We start from the raw sequence: 24934 nt of genomic DNA, 5'->3' as shown, positions 1-24934 counted from the left end.
CAATTAAAAAAACATAAAATTTATGACTTTTTAGAACAACATTATCTAAAAATGTTTCACAAATTAAGTCTGTAGCATTCGTTAAATTTGATAATGTAAAAAATTAAACATAAAAATATCCTTATTAAAATAAATATTATCCATAAATTATTTGAAATAATTTTCTGATTAATTAATAAATTTCCAAACTTAACTAAAGCATTAACAATTATCTTAAACAGAGCGCATTACCAGACAAATAGCATAAAACATGCGAAATTTAGTAATTATTTAAACCAAAATATAAAACAATAAATTCCTAATTCTGTAGTTTTGACTAATAGATAACATTAAAAAATACCAAATTTTAAAAACACATTTATGAAAAAAATAATTTTAGCGGCTGTTCTGTTCATCGCAACATCAGCTACGATTCAGGCACAATTAGTACAATTTGGAGTTAAAGCAGGGGTTAACTTTGCAAGCCAAACCGGAGATGCAGGTCTTAATGGAGTTGCATTTGACAAAGAAGGTATCACCAGCTATCATGTTGGGGTATTGGCCGAAATTAAATTATTAGAAAAATTCGCTATTCAACCAGAGCTTTTATATTCTACACAAGGAGCTTCATACAAAAGTGCCGGACAAGAATTTAAAAACAAATTAGGATATTTATCTATCCCTGTAATGGCTAAGTTTTACTTAAATAATACTTTTAGTGTAGAGGTTGGGCCTCAAGCATCATTCTTATTAAGCGAAAAAAATGATTTTGATGTTAAAGATGGTAAAACTTTTGAATTTGGTCTTAATGCCGGATTAGGAGTAAAACTTACAAAAAGTATTTTCGTTCAAGGTCGTTACGGTTTAGGATTAACAGAAGCTTCAAAAAATGCAGATGTTAAAAATTCAACGTTCCAAATTTCAGCAGGATTCTTATTCTAGAAATAATATCACATACTTTTATAAAAACCGTTCCTTTAATTAGAACGGTTTTTTTATTTTTACAACATTCAAGGGCAATTACAAAAATCAAGTAGCTTTATTGAACTTATATTTCTTATCTGATTTAAAAATTAAATATTTTAAATCTCAAAACACACTTTATAAATATGAAAATCTGCATTATCAACGGTCCCAATTTGAATCTTTTAGGAAAAAGAGAACCTGAAGTTTACGGAAGTCAAACTTTTGAAGATTATTTTGAAACGTTGCAGACAAAATTTCCGGAAATTGAACTTTTGTATTACCAAAGCAATATCGAAGGTGAATTGATCGGGAAAATTCAGGAATGCGGTTTTACTTATGACGGAATCATCTTGAATGCCGGAGCCTACACACACACTTCTATAGGTTTGGGCGATGCCATGAAAGCCGTAACAACCCCTGTTATCGAGGTACACATTTCTAATACTTATGCCCGTGAGAGTTTCAGACATCAATCCTATTTGTCCGGAAATGCCAAAGGTGTAATTTTAGGTTTTGGATTAAAAAGCTACGAATTGGCGATTCAGTCTTTCTTATAAAATAATATATTTCTTGGCAAAGCTGGCTTTGTTTAAGATCAATTCAATTTAAAGGTTTCAAGTCCTGTCAGCCTTACTTACAATTTAACAAATATTTAATAGGCTCACTTTTAACTTATTCTATTTTTGTGAGAGAAACCACTTTCATGAAAAACTATATTTTATTTGCCTTTTTAATTTTTTCGATTTCAAATTTTGCTCAGATAAAAGGAACCATAACCGACGAAAAAGGCAATCCGTTGCCATTTGTTTCTGTATTTGAAGAAAACACCTATAGCGGAACTACTTCTAATGAGCAGGGAAAATACCAACTCAATATAAAAGAAGTTGGCAAGAACAAAATCACTTTTCAGTATCTGGGATTTAAAACTCAAAAAATAGTAATTCCTGCTGATTCAAAAACAATGACTTTGGATGTAAAAATGCTCGAAGAGAGTTTTGCATTAAATGAAGTTGTAATTGATCCCAAAAATAATCCTGCCGATGCCGTTATAAGAAGTGCTATTGCCGAAAAAAAAGACAACTCAGACAAAACGGCACGATATACAGCAGATTTTTATTCGAAAGGAATGTTTAAAGTCAAAGATTTGCCTAAAAAAATTCTTGGCAAGAAAGTAGATCTTGGCGATGATATGGCATCAAACCTGGATTCTACCGGAACCGGAATTTTGTATCTGTCTGAAACGATATCGAAAATCACTTTTGAGAAACCCAACAAATTAAAGGAGAAAATTATTGCGTCTAAAATCTCGGGAAACAACAAAGGATATAGTTACAATACTGCCTCACTGTCTACTTATGATTTTTATGACAATACTTTAGATTTCGATATTAAACTCATCTCTCCTATTGCAGATAATGCTTTTAGCTACTACAAATACAAACTTGAAGGTACATTTTATGACGATAACAAGCAACAAATCTATAAGATTAAAGTACTACCAAAACGCGATAAAGAACCCGTTTTTGAAGGGTATATTTATATCGTAGACGACAGTTTTGCCATTTATGCCCTGGATCTAGATATAAAAGGATATCGCATGAAAAATGAATTTACCGAAGTTATGAATCTAAAACAAAGCTTTAGTTACAATTCACAAAATAAAATCTGGACAAAGAATGCCCAAACGCTTGATTTTACTGCCGGTATTTTTGGCGTAAAATTCTCCGGGAAATTCAATTATATATATTCTAATTATGAGTTTCCGGCTTCGTTTGAAAAGAAAACTTTTGGGAACGAAATTGTTGCCTTTGAGGCGAATGCAAACAAAAAAGACGATGCCTTCTGGAACGAAATTCGCCCAATTCCGTTAACCATAGAAGAAAGTACGGATTATACTAAAAAAGATAGTTTGCAAACTATTAGAAAATCTCAAAAGTATATTGACTCTGTAGATACCAGACACAATAAGTTTAAAGCAGGAGATATTTTGATGGGATATGATTATAAAAATACTTTCAAAAAATATTCTTTTAACTACAAAGGCTTGCTAAACTTAACCTCACTTGGTTTTAATACGGTACAGGGGTTCAATCTGGATTCTGGTTTTTCTTTTAAGAAATGGAATGAAGAAAAAGGAAAAAGCACTTCGATAAGCACTACTTTCAATTATGGTTTTTCAGACGAACGTTTTCGTGCCATTGGCGAATTCAGCCATAGATTTAATACTATAAATTATGCTACGATTGCAATTTCAGGAGGAACAAAAGTTGCCCAATTTAATAGTTTTGAGCCTATAAGTAACTTTGTAAACACTATAAGTTCTTTATTTTTTAAAGACAATTATATGAAGTTGTACAACTTGGAATATGCTCAGATTAACTATTCGCAAGACGTTCTGAATGGCGTAAAATTGATTGGAAAAGTAGCTTACGAACAGCGAAAACCTCTTGTTAACACGACAGATTATTCTTTCTTTAAGAGAGATGATTTGTATTCTTCAAACAATCGTTTGGCACCAAATGATTTTACAACGCCTGCCTTTGACCAACATCATTTATTTAAGGCGGCTATAAGTACCCAGATTAATTTTGGAAACAAATACATCTCACGACCTGACGGCAGATACAATTTTAAAAACGATAAATATCCTACCTTATTCTTAGCTTTTGAAAAAGCTTTTGCCGCAAGCGAGAAAAAATATGAATTTGAGCGCATTGGAGCTTCTGTACTATATGATTTGTCTTTGGGCAACAAAGGAATCCTGGGCATGAACATCAGAGCCGGAAAGTTTTTTAATGCAGAGAATATTTCTTTTATCGACTACAGACATTTTAACGGAAATCAAACTCATATAGGAACAAGCGATCGCTATCTGAATGTTTTTAACCTAATGCCTTATTATACTAACAGCACAAACGACAGTTATTTTGAAATGCATTTGGAACATAATGATACCGGATTTATCATGAATAAAATTCCGCTGTTGAATCTTTTAAAATCTACAATGAATCTTGGTTTTCATACGCTGGCTATTCCGGACAAAAAACCCTACACTGAATTTACGGTTGGCTTAGACAACCTTGGTTTTGGGAAATTTAAAATATTCAGATTAGATTATGTTCATTCTTATCAGGGCGGAATTCAGCAAAATGGTGTTGTATTTGGTATGAAGATTTTGAATGTTTTAGATTAGGTACAAAGGTTCAGAGTTGCAAAGGTGCAAAGGTGTATGCTTTGCGTATTCTCGGCTCCGCTCGAACTGACTATTATATGGTATAAAAAATCCGCTTACTCTTTATAGAATAAGCGGATTTTTATTTTATTGTTGCAAAAGAAAACCTCAGCACCTTTGCAACTCTGAACCTTTGCACCTTTTTTAATGATAATCATCGGGTTCAATATGAATTAAGACATTTCCTAATTGAGGTATTTTTTCTTTTAAGGTATCTTGTAGTTTATGGGACAGATCATGTCCTTCTTTTACCGAAATTTTAGCCGAAACGATCGCATGAAGATCTACATGATATTTCATTCCTGCTTTGCGTATAAAACATTTTTCGGTTCCCAGAATACCCATAACAGTCAACGATTTGATGCGGATTTCTTCGACCAGATCATCATTTAAATTCTCATCCATAATTTCGCCAAGCGCAGGTCTGAAAATTTTATAACTGTTATATAAGATAAAAAAAGCAGCAAAAAGTGCCGCCCAATCATCTGCTGATTCATATCCTTTTCCCATAATCAGGGCAATCGAAATACCTGTAAATGCTGCTACAGATGTGATTGCATCACTGCGATGGTGCCAGGCATCTGCCGCCAAAGAGGAACTATTGGTTTGTTTACTACGTTTCATCACCAACCGAAACGAATATTCTTTCCAGACAATAATAGCGCCCAAAACATACAATGTCCATGATTTTGGCAAGTTATGGGGATTCTGAATGTTAATAACACTTTCGTAACCAATGATTGTTGCTGATGTAATTAAAAAACCCACTACCAGAAACGTAATCAACGGTTCTGCACGACCGTGACCATACGGGTGATTTTCATCTGCCGGTTTGTTCGAATATTTGATCCCGAATAAAACTAAACAGGACGAAAATATATCTGTAGTCGATTCGATTGCATCTGCAATCAAGGCATAAGAATTGCCAAAAAAACCTGCCAGACCTTTTATAACGGCCAGGCAGGTGTTTCCAACTATACTGAAGATAGTAGCTTTTACAGCTTTTTGTTCATCTGTCATTTGAGCTTTTTTAGCACGACATTTATATCATATTTTTTTGCCACGAATTGCACGAATTATCACCAATTAGATAATCTTTTAAATATTTCTATTCGTGTAATTCGTGGCTAACTCTTTTACGCTCTCACGATTTTTGCTCCAATTGCTCTTAAACGTTCGTCGATACGCTCGTACCCACGATCAATTTGTTCGATATTTTGAATTGTGCTTGTTCCTTTTGCTGAAAGTGCTGCAATTAGCAATGAGATACCCGCGCGAATATCCGGAGATGACATTGTTGTCGCTTTTAACTGAGATTCGAAATTATGTCCCATAACCACTGCTCTGTGCGGATCACATAACATAATTTTTGCTCCCATATCGATTAGTTTGTCTACGAAAAACAAACGGCTTTCGAACATTTTTTGGTGAATTAAAACATCTCCTTTTGCTTGTGTTGCCACAACCAAAACAATACTCAATAAGTCAGGCGTAAATCCTGGCCAAGGTGCATCTGCAATTGTTAAAATAGAACCGTCGATATCTGTTTTTACTTCGTATCCGTCTTTGTGAGCAGGAATATAAATATCATCACCACGTTTCTCGATCGTGATTCCTAATTTTCTAAAGGTATTTGGAATCAAACCTAAGTTTTCCCAGCTTACATTTTTGATCGTGATTTCGCTTTTTGTCATAGCAGCAAGACCAATCCAAGAACCAATTTCGATCATATCCGGCAAGATTGTGTGCTCGCATCCACCCAGGCTTTCAACACCTTCGATAGTCAATAAGTTAGATCCAACTCCTGTAATGTTAGCTCCCATAGAGTTTAACATTTTGCACAATTGTTGCAAATAAGGCTCACAAGCCGCGTTGTAAACGGTAGTTTTTCCTTTTGCCAAAACAGCGGCCATAACGATATTTGCTGTTCCGGTTACTGATGCTTCATCAAGCAACATATCTGTTCCTTTTAATCCTTCTGTTGGAGATTCTACTCCGTAAAAGTGATCTTCTCTATTGTATCTGAATTTTGCTCCAAGGTTAATAAAACCTTCAAAGTGTGTATCTAATCTACGACGACCAATTTTATCTCCTCCAGGTTTAGGAATATAGCCTTTACCAAAACGTGCCAAAAGCGGTCCAACAATCATAATAGAACCACGTAATGCTCCGCCTTCTTTTTTGAAAGCTTCGGTTTCTAAATATCCAACATTAACCTCATCTGCCTGAAACGTAATCGAACCCGGTTCATTTCGTTGAATTTTAACCCCTAAGTTACCCAATAAGGTAATTAATTTATTGATGTCAATAATATCGGGAATATTATTTATTTTCACTTTATCTCCCGTTAGAAGCACGGCACATAAAATTTGTAATGCCTCGTTTTTTGCTCCTTGCGGAGTGATTTCTCCTTTTAAAGGAATTCCTCCTTCGATTTTAAAAATTCCCATATTCTTTTTTTAAGGTTCTGAGTTACTAAGGTTCTGAGGTTCTAAGTTTTTGTCTTAGTCGCTTAGCTACTTCGCAACTTTTTTTATTTCTGATTGTTTACTTTAAGGTTCTGAGTTACTGAGATTCTAAGGTTCTGAGTTTTTTCTTAAAAAAGACTTAGCTACTTAACATCTTAGACACTTAGCACCTTTCTTTTACTTCTGGTTGTTGTTTTTTTGAAAAGGCTTTGGTTTCCCTCCTTTATTGTTGTTTTTGTTGCTCTGAATTTTTGGTGGTCCGGCAGGTGTAATTTTATTAGACATACGTTTATTGGTACGCAATAAATCAGTAGTGTTTAAAAGTTCTTCTGTACTTTGCACCAAATTGATTTTACCTCCGGATAATTCAAATAAATGTTCAAAAATCACATCATCTTTTACGGTATCTTTATTCCAGCTCAGGTATGATTTTTTCATGTGATTGGCAATTACCAATACTAATGCATTTTTCATTTCTCCATCATCCCATTTATTGGCAACATCTATCATATATTTGATATTATTACCATAAAACCTGTATTTAGGAAAGTTTTGCGGATAGTGCAAAACATCCGGTTTTAACTGCAATACATCTCTTGACGGAATTGGATACGGAGATTCTACATTTAATTTAAAATCAGACATGATGAAAAGCTGATCCCATAATTTATGCTGAAAATCCGGTACATCACGCAAGTGCGGATTCAGACTTCCCATAACCTGAATGATATATTTTGCGGCTTTATTTCGCGTTTCATCATCTTCTATATGAGTAGCCTGATCGATCAGTTTTTGCAAATGACGACCATATTCCGGAATAAGTAAACGCTGTCTTTCAGAATTATATTCTAAATTAAAAACAACGTCATTCGCGACTTCTTTTTTATATTTTTCGACCATAAGTTATAATGAAACTATACCTTCTATTGTAGAAACTTCTTTGTATTTGCTAATCACATCGTCAGCACTATGCATTGTTACATCTACAGAAACACTGGTAAATTTACCTGTTTTAGATTTTGTTGTTTTAATAACCGCGCCCATACTGTCAAAAGCTTTTTCAACTCGCTCAACATTATCGTCTACCGATGGCATAATAAACTTATACAAATATTCTGCAGGCCAAGTATTTGAGTTATCTAATTCGACCTTTAATCTTTCGTAAAATTCGGCGGTTTCTTTTTCTTTATCGTTTTCCATTCGTAATTAAAAATAAACGCAAATATACGGTTTTGAGTTTAGATTTTTGAGTTTAGATTTTAGATTTTTTAGAAGGAAATAATGATTGTTTTTTTGCCACGAATTCCACTAATTTCCCCTAATTAAAATTGCTACTCAAAATTTTATTTTTTGCACTGTTTAGGTCAGGTTAATAAATTAAAAATTGGCGGAAATTAGCGGAATTCGTGGCAAACTTTTATATTTGAAATACTTTGCATCTTCGCTCCCAATAGCTATCAGTATCGCGAGACTAAACTACATTACTATGAAAAAAATTATCATCTTCCTTTTTACTATACTCACTTTCCACAATATTCAGGCACAGGAAATCAAAACGATAACTTATTTTCAAAATGACACTCTGAAACTTGATCTGGATTTGTATTTACCCCAAAAGAAAACAAACGAAAAGGTTCCGCTAATCGTTTTTGCTTTTGGAGGTGGATTTTCGGGTGGAGATCGTGCAAGCGAAAAAAGCTTCGGGATGTTTATGGCGCAAAACGGTTATGCGGTGGCGAGCATCTCCTATAGTTTATACATGAAAGGAAAAGATTTTGGCTGCAAAGGAACTTTAACCGAAAAAATAAAAGCAATCCAAATTGGTGTAAGCGATATGTGGCAGGCAACTTCGTACCTGATCGAAAATGCAAACAAATACAACCTGGATACTTCAAAAATATTTATCTCAGGAATTAGTGCGGGTGCCGAAATTGGTTTCCACGCTTCATTTTGGGATTATAAACTCATGAATTTATACAAAGGCAATTTGCCTCAAAATTTTAGATATGCAGGTTTTATTGGAGGATCAGGCGCTATTCAGGATATTAATTTAATCACCAAAGAAAAAGCGATCCCGATGTTATTAGCTCACGGCAATAAAGACGAAACGGTTCCGTATGCCGCAGGCTCGCATCGCTCTTGCCCTACAAATGCTTCCGGATGGCTGATTCTCTTTGGATCTTATGCCGTTTACAATCACATGAATGACCTGCATAAAGATATTGAACTCATTACGTTTTGCGGTGGCGGACATGAATTCTCCGGATACCTTTTTCATCAGGGACAGCAATATGTGCTGGATTTTGTGAATGATGTTTTGAAAGGCAAGAAATTTGAATCGCATATTATTATTCCTTCGGAGAAGAAAGCTGCGATTTCCGGAAAATATTTGTTTTGTGAGTAATTACAATCTTAAATTGATATTGTATAATATATTCTTTATCTAAACTGGACTAAAGTCCAGCCCTACAATATTTGCCGAACCTGCGGTTCTCTTTCGCTTCAATTCCAAAGGAATGATTTATTTTGTAGAGCTGGGCTTTAGTCCAGTTGCAGCAATATTCACAGAATCTATTAATTCTGGAACGACAAATTATTTTGCAGTAACATCCCGAAGATTCGCGATTGATTTATTGAAATTATGCGGACGAATTATAAAAATCTAAATATTCACAATCTAAACCTCCAAGGTTTTCAAAACCTTGAAGGTATTTAAAAATATTGAAACTTATAACTTTCCCACATTACATATCCTTTTCTAAACCGGACTAAAGTCCAGTCCTACAATATTTTCCGAGCCTGTGGCTCTTTTTTGTTTCAATTCCGAAGGAATAATTTATTTTGTATAGCTGGACTTCAGTCCAGTTTATGTCAAAGTTTAACACAATCTTTGAAATCCTTCCAAAAACAAAACCATGCTTGCTAACTAGCCCTGATGGCAGCGAAAATCCTTTTCCTTTTTTCTTTAAAAAGCAAAAGATTGTAGTGTACAGCAGGAACTTTATTTCCTAAAATTGCGAAATCGTTCGCTTCTGGTAAAATAATCTTTTTAAATACCAATAACTTTAGGTAAATTTGCGCTTTATTTTAAGAAAGTGCAAAAACAAATCATAGTTCTCATTGGTGGCCCGGGAACGGGAAAATCTACGCTTATTAACGAATTAGTAGCTCGTGGCTACTGTTGTTATCCTGAAATTTCAAGACAAGTTACACTCGAAGCCCAACAACGTGGTATTGACCAATTGTTTCTGGAACAGCCTTTGTTGTTTAGCGAAATGTTGCTTGAAGGACGCATTAAACAATTTAAAGATGCTCATGAAGAACCTGACAATGTAGTTTTTATAGATCGGGGCATTCCTGATGTTGTCGCTTATATGGACTATATTGGCGATGATTATCCTTCGCACTTTATTACCGCTTGTGAGGATTTTAAATATACCAAAACTTTTATTTTACCGCCTTGGGAAGAAATTTACGAGTGTGACACTGAGCGCTACGAGAATTTTGAACAGGCATTGACAATCCAGAAACACCTTGTTGAAACGTATAAAAAATACGGCTACGACTTAATTGAAGTACCGAAAGATACCGTTGAGAACAGAATTCTTTATATCTTAGATAAAATTTAGGCGTGTTTTAAAGTTGTAAAACTAGAAACTGATTTCTAAATTTTTTAACTTTAAAACATGACCAATGCCAGAAGCGCAAGAAATTCTTTTAAAATACTGGAAACACGACAGTTTTAGACCGTTGCAAAAGGAGATTATTGACTCGGTTTTGGATGGTCAGGATACTTTTGCCCTACTCCCAACCGGTGGCGGAAAATCGATTTGTTTTCAGGTCCCAACCATGATGCAGGAAGGGATTTGTCTGGTTGTTTCTCCTTTGGTTGCTTTGATGAAAGATCAGGTGACCAACTTGCAAAAGCGCGAAATTAAAGCGATTGCCCTTACGGGTGGGATTCATACCGAAGAAATCATTGATCTTCTGGACAATTGTCAATACGGCAATTACAAATTTTTATATCTTTCGCCGGAACGACTTCAGTCTGATTGGATTCTGGAACGCATAAAAAATCTTCCAATAAGTTTAATCGCTATCGATGAAGCACATTGTGTTTCGCAATGGGGTCATGATTTTCGTCCGGCTTATTTAAAGATTTCAGAACTTAAAAAGCACTTTCCAAAGATTCCGTTTTTGGCTTTGACTGCGACAGCCACTCCTAGAGTTATTGAAGATATTAAAACTGAGTTGGGAATGAAAGATCCTAAACTTTTTCAGCAATCTTTTGAGAGAAAAAATATTGCTTACATGGTTTTTGAGGTAGAGGACAAATTGTACCGTACTGAACAAATCCTGAAGAAAAACCCCCAGCCTTCTATTATATACGTACGAAATAGAAAATCATGCCTGAATATGTCAACGCAATTGCAGTCGCTGGGATTTAAGGCAACGTATTACCATGGTGGACTTTCGGCAAAAGAAAAAGACAAAAACATGCAACTATGGATGTCTGAGCAAGCGCAGGTTATTGTAGCTACCAATGCATTTGGAATGGGGATTGACAAGGACAATGTAAAAACGGTTATTCATACACAATTGCCTGAAAATATAGAAAACTATTACCAGGAATCCGGAAGAGCGGGACGAAATGGCGAAAAAGCTTTTTCGGTTGTTTTAACGAGCCCCTCGGACAGTAATCAAACAGAACAACAATTTTTAAGCGTTTTGCCGGATAAAAAATTTCTGAATACGATGTATGTTAAACTGTGCAATTATTTTCAGATTGCTTATGGCGAAGGTTTAAACGATTCGTTTTCGTTTAAGCTGAATCATTTTTGTCAGAAGTACGACTTCCCTACTCTAAAAACGTATAATGCTTTGCAATTTTTGAATCAGCAGGGCATCATCACCATGTCTCAGGAATTCTCAGAAAAAATTACAATGCAGTTTTTAATCGAATCCAAAGAAGTGATTCGATACATGAGCCTGAACTCGAATGACGAAGAAATTATTCTGGCGATCCTGAGAACTTATCCGGGAATTTACGAAATGAAAACGCCGTTTAACATTTCGTTGATTGCAAAAAAATCAAATCATACCGAAGCACAGGTTTCCGCTGTGTTAGACAAACTAAAAGAGAAGGAAATTATTGAATATAAATCAAAAAATAACGATGCAACAATATTATTCAATGAGGTTCGCGAAGATAATCTTACCATAAACAGGGTTTCGAAATACCTGGAAAGGCAAAATCAGCTTAAAAAAGACCAACTCTTATCTGTTCTACATTATATAAAGGACAAGAAAACCTGCAAGAACCGATTGATTTTGGATTATTTTGGAGAAGAAACTACTGAAAACTGTAGCGTATGCTCTTATTGCATTACTCAAAAAGGAAAAATCACAGAAGCTGATTCGGTTGCAGACAAAATTTTGGCTTTACTAAAAACAGCCTCTTTGACCTCAAGAGAAATTCAGACCAAAATAAAACTGGATACTAACGATACTATTTTGGCACTTCAGGAATTATTAGAAAATAATTATATTACGGTTCAACCGAATAATAAATACACTTTAAAATTATAATGGAAAAATTGAGAATTATATTTATGGGAACTCCAGAATTTGCTGTTGGCATTTTGGATACCATTATCAAAAACAATTACGATGTTGTTGGTGTTATTACAGCAGCAGATAAACCGGCTGGACGCGGACAAAAAATAAAATATTCGGCAGTAAAAGAATACGCCCTGGGAAACAACCTTACTTTATTACAACCAACAAATCTAAAAGACGAAAATTTTCTTGCAGAATTAAAAGCTTTAAATGCCAATTTACAAATTGTTGTTGCTTTTAGAATGTTACCTAAAGTTGTTTGGGAAATGCCAAGCTTGGGAACTTTTAACCTACATGCGTCTTTATTACCCAATTATCGTGGTGCAGCACCTATTAATTGGGCTATTATTAATGGAGAAACTAAAACCGGTGTCACTACTTTTTTTATTGACGACAAAATAGACACAGGCGCAATGATCCTGAATTCTGAAATTGTTATTGAACCGGAAGAAAATGCAGGACAATTGCACGACCGCTTAATGCTATTAGGGAGCGAAACCGTAATTGATACTTTGAAGGTTATCGAAAACGGAAATGTTACTACTACTATTCAGGAAGACGATGCCGAAATTAAAACCGCATACAAACTTAACAAGGAAAATTGTAAGATCGACTGGACAAAATCCGGAAATGAAATTAATAACCTGATTCGTGGTTTAAGTCCTTATCCGGCTTCGTGGTGCTTTTTGAAAGACAAAAACGAAGAGTTAAGCATCAAAATATACGAGGCAAAGCTAGTCGTAGAAGCCCATTCTTATGAAGTTGGAAACTTGATTAGCAGCAAAAAAGAAATCAAAATAGCAATCAAAGATGGTTTCATTCAAATCTTAAGTTTGCAATTACCCGGAAAAAAAAGAATGCAGGTTGCCGAATTACTAAATGGCATAACTTTTTCTGATACGGCAAAGGTCTATTAACGTCAGTAAAACAGGGGTTTGTACCTACTTTGGCCTGACAAACAAGCTGCGTTATGAACAAAAAAAGCAAGTTATCAACAATTTTTGCTAAAATTAAAGAAAACACTTGCAAGGAACGGATTTCCTACTAAATTTGTGTATTAACAATTTTTTTTAACCAACAATTAATAACTAATTATTATGAACAAATCAGAATTAATCGATGCTATCGCTGCTGATGCAGGAATTACAAAAGCTGCGGCAAAATTAGCTTTAGAGTCATTTTTAGGAAACGTGGGAGCTACTTTGAAAAAAGGTGGAAGAGTTTCATTAGTAGGTTTTGGATCATGGTCAGTATCTGCTAGAGCTGCAAGAGACGGTAGAAACCCTCAAACTGGAAAAACAATTCAGATTGCTGCTAAAAATGTAGTAAAATTCAAAGCTGGAGCTGAATTAGAAGGTGCAGTGAACTAAGTAAGAAAGTTCTCTAAACTTATAATATAATCAAAACCCTCCTCATGGAGGGTTTTTTTGTGCGGTTTATCGATTTTATTTGGGTTTTTAAAAAATTTATTATTAAATTTAGTAAAAATTGTAGCCGTATGATTTCAGAAAAATTAAAAAAAGGACACCTGCTTATTGCCGAGCCTTCTATAATTGGAGATTTATCTTTTAATAGATCGGTAATTTTATTAGCAGACCATAACAAAGAAGGATCAATAGGTTTTATCATTAATAAACCGTTAAAATACACTATTAATGATTTAATACCTGAAATTGATGCCACTTTCAAAATATACAACGGAGGCCCGGTAGAACAGGACAACCTTTATTTTATTCACAATATCCCGGAATTAATTCCGAATAGTGTCGAGATTTCGAACGGGATTTATTGGGGAGGTGATTTTGAATCGACTAAGGACTTAATAAACGACGGATCTATTGGCAAAAACAATATTCGCTTTTTCTTAGGTTATACTGGTTGGGACGAAAATCAACTTGAGAATGAAATGCAGGGAAATTCCTGGATCATTACTGATAATAGTTATAAAAACAAGATTATCGGAAAATCGACCACCCATTTTTGGAAAGAGCAAATTATTGAGCTTGGAGGCGATTATGTTATTTGGTCTAACGCACCTGAAAATCCATATCTGAATTAATTTTCAGATATGGATTCATTTAGTTTTTGCACTAATAAATGAGCCAGATTACTTGTAAACTCCTTTTTTCGATACTTAGTTATCGGTTGTATCCCTGTGATTACATTTGTCAGAAATAATTCGTCAGCTTTTTGAAGATCAAATGGCGAAATTATTTCTTCAAGTACTTCTATGCCTTCTACTTTCTTCGCCAAAGCTAATATTTGTTTGCGCATGATTCCGTTTAGGCAACCTTCAGAAATTGGAGGTGTGATCATTTTTTTTCCCACAACCATAAACAAATTTCCCTGCAATGCTTCCACTACATTTTTAGTATCATTTACTAAAATACAATTTGCCAGACCATTTTCGTGAGCAAAAATACTTCCTGTAACATTTATCATTTTATTAGTCGTTTTAATAGACGATAATAATTGCTTGGTGACATAGAAGTCTTTATATAAATCTACTTCATATTCGCCTTCATTTAAGCCGTAAAAAGTATTTTCCAGGGGCGTTGCATGAATTAGATAAGACACTTCGTTTGTTTTTGGCAAATACAAACCTCCATCATTTCTAAAAACTGTAATTCTGGCTCTCGCCGATTCTGAAATTCCTTTTTGAACAACCAGACTTAAAACCTGTTCTTCAAAATATTCCATAGTAAAGTTCATCGGAATCTCCATTCGAACTACACGCATAGAAGCCATTAATCTAAAATAATGATCTTCAAGAAATAAGATTTTATTATTAACTATTTTAAGCGTTTCAAAAACGCCATCTCCATACAAAAACGCACGATTTTGAGTTAATATACTATCGTCTTGTGCTGCAATGTTTCCGTTAAAATTGATCATAAAAAAACCCTGAATTTTGTTCAGGGCAAATATAAGGTTTAAAATAGAATTTTACTAAACTGATCCTATAAGATGTTTCAGGTCTGAGATCTGATTCTCCCACAATTGTTTAGCTTCTCCTACTTCTTCTTTTTCAGCGAAATCAACTACCATTAATGATACATCTTTTGTTAATTCATCAACTAAGATATGTAGTTCAAAAAAGTATTCAGTATCCTTACTGCTTTCATCCACCCATTTAAATTTTACTTTTTCTCCCGTTTTTTTAGATGCCAAACGCGCTTTTTCCTGCGAGTCATTCCAAATGAAAGTAAAGAATTCGCCTCTAGAATTTACATTATCTGCAAACCATTCTGATAAACCGGATGGTGTTGATATATATTGATACAATAATTGCGGAGAAGAATTGATCGGAAACTCGATTTCGTAACGTATTTTTGAATCCATGTGCTACTTTTAATTTTTTTGGAAATATAAGAATATATGTCCAAAAACAATGCATTTTTAAAAATATTTTTTTTTCTTCAATTTATGCTTGTAAGCTTTAATATTATTTTTATATTTGCACCCGCAATGAGGAACACAGTTCACTTGCAATCTTGGCGAGGTAGCTCAGTTGGTTAGAGCGCAGGATTCATAACCCTGAGGTCACGGGTTCAACTCCCGTCCTCGCTACAAAAAGTTAAGTTTTTAGGAAACAACAAGTTAAACGGTTTTAGAGTGATTTAAAACCGTTTTTTTATGCCTAAAATTCACGCCCTCTTATCTAAAGAACACAAAAACGCACACGTTTTGAGTTATAAAAAGAAATATTCGACCCCAAATATTTACGATGCAAATGGCGATTTATCAAAACGTTGGTATGTTTACTTCTCTTTTAGAAATCCTGTTACAGAAAAATTAGAACGTCAAACCCATGTGTATGCTGGCGTAAATCAGTTTAAAACTCTTAAAGAACGCAAAGCAGCAGTAAAAATACTACGTGATGCTGTTGAAACTATTCTTGTCAATGGATACAATCCTTTTGAAGATTCAGAACCAGTAGACAAATTAAAGAATTACAATATTCCTGATGCGGTAACTTTTGCACTTGAATTAAACAAAAGCACGTTAAAAGAAAACAGATACATCACAACAGTAAACAAAAAAACTGTTACAACATACCTAAACACTGTACTTACCAGTACAAGTCCTAGAAATAGAAACAATACTCGTGCAAATCTTTCTATGTTTTTTGCAACTCTCGAAGACAATGAAATTGTTACGGATAATTTCATTAAAAAAATTAATGTTTTAAAAACTACACCGGAAAGAAATAAGACATTTAGTACTGAACAAGAAAAAAACATTCTAGAATACCTATTAGAGTATGACAACCTTTTGCTTTTGTTCATTCAATTTGTTTCATTTAACCACCTGCGCCCAATTGAAGTTGTTCGATTAAGAATACAAGATATAAACATAAAAGATAGACTTATATATGTTAGAGCAAAGAATCAACCTGTAAAAACTAAAATCATTCCTGAAATTCTATTGAAAGAACTACCTGAGTTAGATAAATTTGATAAAGAAAGCTTTTTATTTACGCCAAAAGGGATAGGATTAGAATGGACAACGAACGAAACAGATAAAAGAGGCTATTTTGGGGATCGATTTAAAAAAGTAAAAGACAGTTTAAAACTGAGCAAGGATTATGGGCTTTATAGTTTCAGACATACATTCATAACCAAATTATATAAAGAATTAGTAAAAGATAGTACTCCTAACGAAGCAAAAAGTAAATTAATGCTTATCACTGGTCACTCAACTATGAGTGCATTAGAGAAATATTTACGTGACATTGATGCTGTTTTACCTGATGATTATTCGCAGTATATAAAATAAAAAGTAGATTTATTTCAATCAGATCCGGAGCTGCAGTTTGTCCAGGAATCGAAATAAATCTACAATTTAAAGTAGTAAGTCAACTACTCATTAAATATTTTTATTACTTTTTTACAGCAGGTACCGGAACAACCTTTAAAATAGTATAGTTAATTAGTGAGGCATTATCATCACCATTATCATTCCAAGCACATTCACTGGATTGCCAATAAAACTGATGAGTAAACGATCCATTACTGAGCCGTTCTCTCTCATATTCTCCTTTACCCGTACATAAAGCTATCAAATCATCTTTTTCAACAACCACATCTGGAAAGAAAAAAATATGACGAAACTCATTTGAAACTTTTTCATTTGGATTAAAAGTTTTGTCAACTATAGCATATCCTTTTAAACTTATTTTAGCAGTTGCTTGAAGTATTACATATTCATCATCAGGTTTTGTAGCGTTTTCTACGCCAAGTAAATTGAGACTCATAATAAGATATTTAGAAATTATTTTATAAACAAAGATCCTTCTTTTTCTAATACAACCCTCATTTTTAAGCTTTTTGCGAATCTAACTTATAAAATGTAGATTTATTTCAATCATATCCGGAGCTGCAGTTTGTCCAGGAATCGAAATAAATCTACTTTTCATACATTCGCAAAAAACTTTTCATAAATTTGTATTTAACTAATTAAAAAACTTTTTTATGAGTAGAAAATACCATTTATCTTATGATGCAATTGACGTTGAAACAGATTTCAAAAACTATGATGAAGCTAAAAGATACATATTATGTGTCCTAGGAAATACAGGATATTCTAGTATCAATTCTTATTGCGAATCAACATTTATAATTGAATACGATGACATCCAATCAAAATTATTTGATTATTTACAAATAAATCTTACTGAGTATTTTTATTATTCAGTTTCATTAGTAGCCGTAACCACATCAGGAAGCGAATTCATAGATCATAATATTAATCCACTTCTTAACTTAAAATTTAAACTGGCTCTTAAAAAACTTTCTTATGATAATTTAGGAAAAGAAATAACACCTTACTAAGTGAAAAAAAAACAATTATTAATAAAAAAACAAAAATCTCATTAATTTTGTATATATTTGATATTGTGTTATTTGCACTTTAAGAATACTGCACAAATAATTCCAATACTATCAGCCATGTGCGAAAAATCACGGAAACAAATCTTTAAGATTTATCTGTTTTTAAAGACATGTTATAGAGCAAGTATTACTACTTGCTCTTTTTTATAAATTTATCTTTCTAATAAATATAAGTTTCAAAACATTTAGAAAAACTTATTTCTAATTTCCACACTCAGGCTAAAGATTGAACAAGCAATAGAAAACCCACCGTCTACAGCGTGAATAGAATTAAAATCAAACGGAACATAAACACCAGTAGCATCACCACTATTTACAAGTAGATAAACCTCGTTTGTTCTGGCATCCTGATAAATTCTGAGCAAATGATATTTCCCTCCAAAATAATTAAATGTCGAAGTAATTTTAATGTACATTCCGTTTAACTGGAAAGTTTCAGACATTGGAAAGAGCCTGTTTTCGCCTAAATCTTGCGGCATGTTATTTTCACCTCCCTGATTGTCGAAGTGATTAATACTCCATACAGCTATAGCAGAAGTACTCCCGATATTAAATACACTCTGAACAATAAAAGGAATTCTGACCGCAGAAGTAAAACCATAGACATTTCCTCTATACTGCGGGCAATCGTAAACCTTAAAGAACTTGTTTCCCTCTTTAGGAAAATTATTTACAGATACTTGCTGCACCGCAGACAAATCCTTATCAAAGAAAAAATTCTGTGAAAGAGCATTGAGCAAATTGTCCATTGTAGTGTTATCAATTGCAGGCTGGCAAAGCTCCCCCCAAACCTCTTGATAATTAAACACTAGAGGATTTACATTATACGCAGTTTCTGAAAGGATCATAAACACATCAGGACGATTTAAATCCTTTACAACGCTCTGATTTGATGCAAACGAAGCGATCAAAGTATTATCCAACTTCATCAGTAAGACATTTCCGTTACTTGCTTTTACAAACTTTATGATTCTTTTTTCTGCTGTTGGAGCAAATGAAATTGAAAAATACTTTTTAGATAATTGTGCAAAAAACTCATTAGCATTTTTAGCTAATAAAGGAGGGATGAACGCTTCAAGATTAAAATCATTGAAATTTAAATACTGAGTTTCCCAGTTAGCGGATTGATCTGCCTTTAATTCAAAATCTTCATCTGATCGTTTTACACTTTGTTTTGCAGCAAAAGAACATACCTCATAAGCGATCCCTTCATCTTGGTTCATTAAAGCAACGATATTGCCGTTTCGCTTTTCAAAGTATTTTGTCTTGTCGGTTATCATTACTTATTTTTTAACGGTTCTTTTCGCTGTTTTCTTTGGGGCTACTTTCTTTTTAACGATTGGCTTTTTAGCTGCCGTTTTTACGATTTTCCCACCTTTAATGTACTTGAATCCTTTTTTTAAAGTACCGTCGGTTTTTAACCCTGTAGCTTTTAAAACGCCACTACATACTTTTTTTAATCCTTTTACTGTTTTTTTCTTAACTGCCATGATTGATTGTTTTTGATTGATTGAATAATTAATTTTTTAAATTGTAGATTTTTGAAGCGAAATTCCCTGGAGAAATGAGCTGCCGGCTTTCAAAAAAATCTACTTTATTAGTTTACTGTGAACGATAACTTTTTAATTTGGGTTGTTAGTGGTTCTGGCACTGCTTGGGGTGTCGCCCGCACCAGTTTTTTATTGAAAATATTGAATTTCAATTCGTCAAGCGGTTTATCCTGATAACGATTCTTATCTGCCCAAATGTAATTTTCCTTATAATTAGACATTTTCTCGGTAAACAAAATTACATCGCCATCAAACTGGCTTTTACTCCCTCCACGCATTTTGCCGTCTGAAGTTTGTTGAAAAATGATAATAAATAATTTCCCGTCATATTTCTTTCTCAAATCTTTGTCGACTTCGAAACCTTTATGCATTTCCTGCATTTTTGAGAAACTATCAATTACAATAACATCGTTGTTATTTATAAGCTTCTCTAAATCCGAAACACTTTTGATTTCAGGGGCTTCAATATTTTGCAAAGCCTTTGCATTTAAATATTCAGCGGCTTTATTGTAATACAAACTACTCTCTGGGTGTTCTTCTATACTGGCATGACCCGTTTTATAGTTTTGTGCCAAGGCATTCATAAACTGAAAGCACATTCTTGTTTTCATTGAACCTTGACCACCAGTAAGAGTAATGACAACACTTTCTTTTTCTTTTTGCTCAATATTTCCTAAAAACTCCGAGATATCCGTATTCTCAATTTTAAATAAATCGACCTTCGAAGGTTTATTTGCCATTTTATAAGCCAGTGAATTTTTATTGACATTGACCATTGCAACGGGTTTTGTCTCTTTTATAACTGGTTTTATCGCTTTTACAACAGGCTTTGCAATGATCTGTTTTTTTATGGATCGCTTTGCAATTGCTTTTTTTACTGAAATATTTTTTTTGTTGTTTATCACTCCGTTTAAACCATCGAACAAATCCAACTGTTTTGCTTTTTGCTTTACGGCTCTTTTGAAAACTGGCTTTTGTATTTCTTTTAAAGTAGACTTAACTCTAACGCTCTTTTTAACAATAACCTTTTCTGGTGCTTTTTCCGCTGTTTGTGTACTTGCAGCTTCACGCCCTAAAATATGATTACTTGCTTTTTGTGCCTGTGCCGATGCTTTTAAGAAAAAACGATTATCATCACTTAGTTCATCTATCAAATGATTGTTCCAACTTTTTAAATACTTGGCTGAATTTTCTTTGGTATGAAACAAGATTCCTGATTCGCTACACAGAAATACCGCCCCTAGTTCTGCAATTAATTCCTCAAAGGCATAATTACCGCTACCGCCACCTTTTCGGGTTCCTGTCATATCTCTACCGAGTCGGTGCGCTGCGCCTGTACTGTGTACTGCTTCATGAAAGAAAGTCGAATAATAAAAGGCTTCACTTGTGAAAGCTTCAATCATTGGCATATTAAGTTCGTCCGTACTCGGGCGATAATAAGCTTTATCTCCAACATTAGTATACTTGGGCGGGTTCTTATACCCATCAATTAACGCCTGTGCCTCGGCAATAGGGTTTACACTTTTCTTGTCTTTTTCCGGTGGAAATTGCAATCCCTCGCAATCATCAGCACGAAACACATTGTAGTACTTTAAAACTGGGAACTTGGTTAGATTCTTTTTTAAATCTTCCTTGCTAAGGGAATGTGTCTTTACAAAATCGCTAAACTTTTTGTTATCGTTGGTTTTAAACTTTAGGTTCTCGCTTTGGTAATCATGAATTAAAGTGTAATAAATCACCCGTCTTGCTTTACTTCCTTTTTTAAGCTTTGCCTTAGCTTCTTCAATTTGATTAAACGTTAAGTAATAAGGCTGTATGAAATTTGCAGGAACTAAATAAGGTTGTTTATCCTGATCGAATTTGATTTCAAAATTCAAAATGAAATTCGCTCCTGAGTACTCCTTTTTAGAAACATAATTCATAACTGAATTACTAGCTCCTGAACCTTTCCACTCCTTTTGCCAAGGCAAATGACCTACCTTTTTAATGGTATTGATAATCAAATCGGTAATGTAATTGTAAATTTCATCTGGAGAAACTGCGTTTAATCCCTCGTTGTGATCCTCCGAAATGTACTCCAAGGTTGGTAATAGCATTTCAGCATCCACACCATTTAGTCCATAAGGCTCAACAAGGTTATTTATTTCGATCAAAAACGTATCATCTTTAAAAGCCTGTAGTACTTTTATAACTCGTTTAGAGATAACCGTATGTTTCTCTTTTTCGGCTTTTAAAAGCAAATTTTCAAGTGTTTTTCTCGAAACGATCAGCCCGTTAAGGCTATTGAATTCTTGTGCTAATGTCATTTTAAGAAATTTTATGTTCTGTACCCAGAATGCTTACAATAGCTTCCATTCGAATGTCATTACTATTAAAATTATTGGTATTGACAACTGAAAGAATATTAGTTATGGCACTTTGTAAATCAAGCTTAACAGGTACATTAGGAATCACTATACTTGAATTTGCTTTGATGGTTACCGCGCTCACATTTACATTTGCTGACCCTAACAGTATATTTTTTTTATCGTAAAATAAAATTCTCTTTAAGGTCACTGCCAGAATTTGTGCGCTGAAATTCTCAGAAGTCGGATTCACTAGCTTAAAATCCAAATTGAATGTTACAAATGGTTTGCCGTCGTTCCATTTGGCATCCAATTTTTTAAATGCTACGGGATAGATCTTTACAAATTCAAATTGTTCAATTATCTTTTTTACTTTATATTCTAAAAAGAAATAGCCCGCAACGCCAACTATTCCCACTCCAATAACTATTTTTTTAAGACTCATTTCTTTGATTTTTAAATAAAGATTCTGGCTATTCGCCAGCATAAAAACACAATAGCCAAACCACCAATAAAAGCCAGTATTTTAACCCAAAGAGGAATATACTTTACCGGAACATATTTTATTAATTTATCCCCTTTGATATAAATCGTTTTTGTATTTGTAACTGTATTTTCATTCTTAGTCTGTGCTATTTTCTGCCAAGCGATGATTTGCTTCTTTAACTTGTCGTAATAAATCCCAGATTCATTATCCCCTGACTTTTTATAACTATCAAGTAAACTAAGAAGGTATTGTAATTCTGCTTTTGTTACGCTGTCACATTCGGGCTTTGAAGTTCGAATTTCAGGAACCTGAATTTTCAGAGTATCATTAATGGCACCGTTTACAACAATGCTTTTTACGCTGTCCTTTTTTTGGCTTAAAACTGTTTCAACTGTATGATTAGTTTCATTGGGTTTGGCTTTGCAACCGTATAATGCAAGGCAAAGAGCTAAACAGCACAAGGCACAGAAAAGCACTTTTAAAAATAGTTTCATTGGGTTTTGTTGATTTGTAGTACTGCACATGATCTATTTCATTTTTAGTTTTAGAATTATTTTTAAATTATCAAAAAGGCTGCTTATGAGTTCCTCTACTTCACTGTGAATAAGGGTTGACAAAGACCCACCCCAAGCGCACATCACATAGGTAAACATCTTATTGATGTTCAGGTATTGATCGCAAACGGCATAAACCGAGAATGCAACAAAAAAGCTTATGATTGCTTCGGCTAAAAACCAACTAAGGCTTGGTTTCTTGCCTTTTTGAATAGCGAGATAGATTTTGGTAAATACTCCTGCGAGTACCACAATTAGGAATAAAAAATAATCCTGATAATATTTAAGTTCATTTAAGATTGTGTTTTTCATGTTGGGTTTTGTTTATAAGGTGTAAGCCAATTCCAAGCGTAAGCGCTGATACTACTAAAATTAGGTAGTGGTTTCGCTTTTTTTTTTAATAACTCAATACTGATGTTTTGAGTTTTATAGAATTTAAATTTGGTGATTCGGTCTGCCAATCCGTTGGTTTTTCCGTTTACTTTCCTTGTAATGTCCGTGATTAAATTAGCATCTGCCAAAGGGTTTAAATTTTTATAAACTGAGAAGAACCAAGCCGAACAATCCACCGCAATTGCGGTTTGTAAAAGCAAATCGGGATTGTTTACCACGTCATAACCTGAGTACTTTTTATAGGCTTCATAATTGGCTCTGCCTGTAAGTTGTATTAAGCCCCGACCTCTGTATTTCCATCCATCACCACTTGCTATATTTCCGTTACCATTACTATTGGCATAACCAATATTAGCGATCATTTGTTGGTTGGCTTTGTGATCGGCTGTTCTGCCATATTTTTTGGCTTCAGCTAAAGTCAGTCTGGAATTAAACGGACTGGTTGCCAAAAGCCCCTCAGGACTGTAATTCAGGTTTTCAACCATACGGGTAAAATTGCCCGATTCATGGGATAACTGCGCTAAAAAATGCGCTATCCTAAGAGGTGTATTCAAACTGTATTTGACAAATGCATTTAAAAAAATGCTACTGTTATCTAAAATAAAACTCATTATAATATCACTTTTTTAGGGGTTGTTTTTGTTTTGGTCAGCAAATAAAGAAGTCCCGTGAGGGCTACTGCACCAATAATCAGTTTTTCCGTATTTCCCATTTTAATATCCTTTTACTGCGTTGGCATTTACAAAATAATAAACCCCGTCACGATTGATTAAATATTGTTCTCCGACTTTAGAGCCAACAAAAACACCAATATGCTCCCCATAATCAAAACTTCCTCCGATAAAGGGTTTTGTACCGGAATTGAAATACGATCCGCTTGCTGTTTTCTTAGCATTAAAAACACTAACATTGTTTTGGCTTGCCATTACTTTTTGACCTACTCTTGGTGTTACAAGTGCTGTAGGTTTTTCTTTTAGGGCTGTTTTAGAAACTGTTTTTAAGTAGGCGTTAATGCTGATTTTTGAAACTCCTTTACGACTTTGCAAAGCGCTGAGTGTATTGGTTCCAAAATCGCCATCAATTCCAACTCCTAAAAGCCTTTGCAATTCTCGGACTTCAATGCCTTTGCTTCCTCTGCCAAGCATTTTGTTTTTGTTTAAAGCCGTTCCTGCATTTAAAATAGTTGTCACTTCGCTTTTTGGCGTGTCAGGTGTAAATTCAGGAACAGCGTTTAAAAGATCATTTTCTTTTTCTTGCTGCTTTTTTCTCCAATATAGATACCCTATACCGCCAACCGTTACAAGTCCTACACCAATTAATACCTTATCTTCATTTTTCACTTTCATGCTTTCTCTTTTTTAATTGTAGATTTTTTTTGAATAGATCCGCAGCTGCAGTTTGTCCAGGTTAGAAATAAAATCTACTTTATAGGATTGTTAATCTTCGA

Annotated in this window: 26 protein-coding genes and 1 tRNA gene; 12 read left to right on the top strand and 15 right to left on the bottom strand. The window is 34.0% G+C overall.

Translation table 11 applies throughout. The features are described from left to right. The first annotated feature begins 360 nt into the window (after positions 1–360). The 3 genes from B0A64_RS21030 to B0A64_RS21020 all read left to right on the top strand — a co-directional run bounded on the left by B0A64_RS21030 (position 361) and on the right by B0A64_RS21020 (position 4138). Positions 361–921, top strand: coding sequence for a porin family protein (locus tag B0A64_RS21030; protein ID WP_089481446.1), 561 nt, complete (start codon positions 361–363; stop codon positions 919–921). A gap of 167 nt (positions 922–1088) precedes the next feature. Further along, the gene (aroQ, locus tag B0A64_RS21025; RefSeq protein ID WP_089481445.1) at positions 1089–1502 is read left to right on the top strand and encodes a type II 3-dehydroquinate dehydratase; all 414 of its coding nucleotides are present in this window, start codon (positions 1089–1091) and stop codon (positions 1500–1502) included. 146 nt (positions 1503–1648) lie between these two features. Then, entirely contained in the window at positions 1649–4138 is a 2490-nt protein-coding gene (locus tag B0A64_RS21020; RefSeq protein WP_089481444.1) for a DUF5686 and carboxypeptidase regulatory-like domain-containing protein, read from the top strand. A gap of 183 nt (positions 4139–4321) precedes the next feature. On the opposite strand, the gene B0A64_RS21015 is transcribed toward B0A64_RS21020, so the two are convergent. The 4 genes from B0A64_RS21015 to B0A64_RS21000 form a co-directional block, all read right to left on the bottom strand. Beyond that, entirely contained in the window at positions 4322–5197 is an 876-nt protein-coding gene (locus B0A64_RS21015) for a cation diffusion facilitator family transporter (protein ID WP_089481443.1), read from the bottom strand. Positions 5198–5313: 116 nt separating this feature from the next. Further along, entirely contained in the window at positions 5314–6627 is a 1314-nt protein-coding gene (gene murA / locus B0A64_RS21010) for a UDP-N-acetylglucosamine 1-carboxyvinyltransferase (protein ID WP_089481442.1), read from the bottom strand. Between the two features lie 195 nt (positions 6628–6822). Then, positions 6823–7545 (bottom strand): DUF4290 domain-containing protein, encoded by a 723-nt coding sequence (locus tag B0A64_RS21005; protein ID WP_089481441.1) that lies wholly within the window; start codon positions 7543–7545, stop codon positions 6823–6825. Between the two features lie 3 nt (positions 7546–7548). After that, a complete protein-coding gene (locus tag B0A64_RS21000; RefSeq protein WP_089481440.1) occupies positions 7549–7845 on the bottom strand; it encodes a DUF493 family protein in 297 nt (98 codons plus the stop codon). 286 nt (positions 7846–8131) lie between these two features. On the opposite strand from B0A64_RS21000, the gene B0A64_RS20995 reads away from it, so the two are divergent. The 6 genes from B0A64_RS20995 to B0A64_RS20970 all read left to right on the top strand — a co-directional run bounded on the left by B0A64_RS20995 (position 8132) and on the right by B0A64_RS20970 (position 14323). Continuing rightward, positions 8132–9049, top strand: coding sequence for an alpha/beta hydrolase family protein (locus B0A64_RS20995; RefSeq protein WP_089481451.1), 918 nt, complete (start codon positions 8132–8134; stop codon positions 9047–9049). 691 nt (positions 9050–9740) lie between these two features. Beyond that, on the top strand, positions 9741–10274 hold the full coding sequence (locus tag B0A64_RS20990) for an AAA family ATPase (protein ID WP_089481439.1): 534 nt from the start codon (positions 9741–9743) through the stop codon (positions 10272–10274). A gap of 64 nt (positions 10275–10338) precedes the next feature. Further along, entirely contained in the window at positions 10339–12234 is a 1896-nt protein-coding gene (locus B0A64_RS20985) for a RecQ family ATP-dependent DNA helicase (protein ID WP_089481438.1), read from the top strand. Continuing rightward, the gene (fmt, locus tag B0A64_RS20980; RefSeq protein ID WP_089481437.1) at positions 12234–13181 is read left to right on the top strand and encodes a methionyl-tRNA formyltransferase; all 948 of its coding nucleotides are present in this window, start codon (positions 12234–12236) and stop codon (positions 13179–13181) included. The genes B0A64_RS20985 and fmt overlap by 1 nt, the downstream gene beginning before the upstream one ends. A gap of 180 nt (positions 13182–13361) precedes the next feature. Continuing rightward, positions 13362–13634, top strand: a complete 273-nt coding sequence (locus B0A64_RS20975) for an HU family DNA-binding protein (protein WP_017498096.1) — start codon at positions 13362–13364, stop codon at positions 13632–13634. A gap of 128 nt (positions 13635–13762) precedes the next feature. Next, positions 13763–14323, top strand: coding sequence for a YqgE/AlgH family protein (locus B0A64_RS20970; protein ID WP_089481450.1), 561 nt, complete (start codon positions 13763–13765; stop codon positions 14321–14323). Here B0A64_RS20970 and B0A64_RS20965 read toward each other — a convergent pair. After that, complete coding sequence (locus tag B0A64_RS20965) at positions 14320–15159, bottom strand: aminotransferase class IV (protein ID WP_089481436.1); 840 nt, start codon at positions 15157–15159, stop codon at positions 14320–14322. The two genes, B0A64_RS20970 and B0A64_RS20965, sit on opposite strands and share 4 nt — an antisense overlap. A gap of 54 nt (positions 15160–15213) precedes the next feature. Continuing rightward, entirely contained in the window at positions 15214–15606 is a 393-nt protein-coding gene (locus tag B0A64_RS20960) for an START-like domain-containing protein (RefSeq protein WP_026727620.1), read from the bottom strand. A gap of 154 nt (positions 15607–15760) precedes the next feature. Here B0A64_RS20960 and B0A64_RS20955 point away from each other — a divergent pair. Together B0A64_RS20955 and B0A64_RS20950 are read left to right on the top strand one after the other, a co-directional pair. Continuing rightward, positions 15761–15834, top strand: a tRNA-Met gene (locus tag B0A64_RS20955). Between the two features lie 66 nt (positions 15835–15900). Then, positions 15901–17043 (top strand): tyrosine-type recombinase/integrase, encoded by a 1143-nt coding sequence (locus B0A64_RS20950; RefSeq protein ID WP_089481435.1) that lies wholly within the window; start codon positions 15901–15903, stop codon positions 17041–17043. Positions 17044–17146: 103 nt separating this feature from the next. Here the strand turns inward: B0A64_RS20950 and B0A64_RS20945 are convergent, their stop codons facing one another. Beyond that, complete coding sequence (locus B0A64_RS20945) at positions 17147–17521, bottom strand: hypothetical protein (RefSeq protein ID WP_089481434.1); 375 nt, start codon at positions 17519–17521, stop codon at positions 17147–17149. 217 nt (positions 17522–17738) lie between these two features. On the opposite strand from B0A64_RS20945, the gene B0A64_RS20940 reads away from it, so the two are divergent. Beyond that, the gene (locus tag B0A64_RS20940) at positions 17739–18098 is read left to right on the top strand and encodes a hypothetical protein (protein ID WP_089481433.1); all 360 of its coding nucleotides are present in this window, start codon (positions 17739–17741) and stop codon (positions 18096–18098) included. 245 nt (positions 18099–18343) lie between these two features. Here B0A64_RS20940 and B0A64_RS20935 read toward each other — a convergent pair whose 3' ends face one another. The 8 genes from B0A64_RS20935 to B0A64_RS20900 form a co-directional block, all read right to left on the bottom strand. Beyond that, complete coding sequence (locus B0A64_RS20935; RefSeq protein ID WP_123875941.1) at positions 18344–19438, bottom strand: hypothetical protein; 1095 nt, start codon at positions 19436–19438, stop codon at positions 18344–18346. A 3-nt stretch (positions 19439–19441) separates the two neighbouring features. Next, a complete protein-coding gene (locus B0A64_RS20930; RefSeq protein ID WP_089481431.1) occupies positions 19442–19648 on the bottom strand; it encodes a hypothetical protein in 207 nt (68 codons plus the stop codon). A gap of 107 nt (positions 19649–19755) precedes the next feature. After that, complete coding sequence (locus tag B0A64_RS20925; protein ID WP_089481430.1) at positions 19756–22014, bottom strand: zincin-like metallopeptidase domain-containing protein; 2259 nt, start codon at positions 22012–22014, stop codon at positions 19756–19758. A 1-nt stretch (position 22015) separates the two neighbouring features. Beyond that, positions 22016–22498, bottom strand: a complete 483-nt coding sequence (locus B0A64_RS20920) for a hypothetical protein (protein WP_123875940.1) — start codon at positions 22496–22498, stop codon at positions 22016–22018. Positions 22499–22509: 11 nt separating this feature from the next. Next, positions 22510–23034, bottom strand: a complete 525-nt coding sequence (locus B0A64_RS20915; RefSeq protein ID WP_123875939.1) for a hypothetical protein — start codon at positions 23032–23034, stop codon at positions 22510–22512. Positions 23035–23067: 33 nt separating this feature from the next. Then, positions 23068–23406: a hypothetical protein gene (locus B0A64_RS20910; protein ID WP_089481427.1), complete on the bottom strand. Its 339-nt coding sequence runs from the start codon at positions 23404–23406 to the stop codon at positions 23068–23070. Beyond that, positions 23403–24098 carry a glycoside hydrolase family 19 protein gene (locus B0A64_RS20905; protein ID WP_089481426.1) on the bottom strand — a complete coding sequence of 232 codons (696 nt, stop codon included), beginning with the start codon at positions 24096–24098 and terminating at the stop codon, positions 23403–23405. Before B0A64_RS20905 ends, B0A64_RS20910 begins: the two co-directional genes overlap by 4 nt. A gap of 102 nt (positions 24099–24200) precedes the next feature. After that, positions 24201–24833: a peptidoglycan-binding domain-containing protein gene (locus B0A64_RS20900; RefSeq protein ID WP_089481425.1), complete on the bottom strand. Its 633-nt coding sequence runs from the start codon at positions 24831–24833 to the stop codon at positions 24201–24203. Positions 24834–24934 lie beyond the last annotated feature (101 nt).

It is taken from the genome of Flavobacterium araucananum (assembly GCF_002222055.1).
GTDB lineage: Bacteria > Bacteroidota > Bacteroidia > Flavobacteriales > Flavobacteriaceae > Flavobacterium > Flavobacterium araucananum.
Note: the sequence above shows the minus strand (reverse complement) of the source record. Positions and strands in the feature narration are given on the sequence as shown.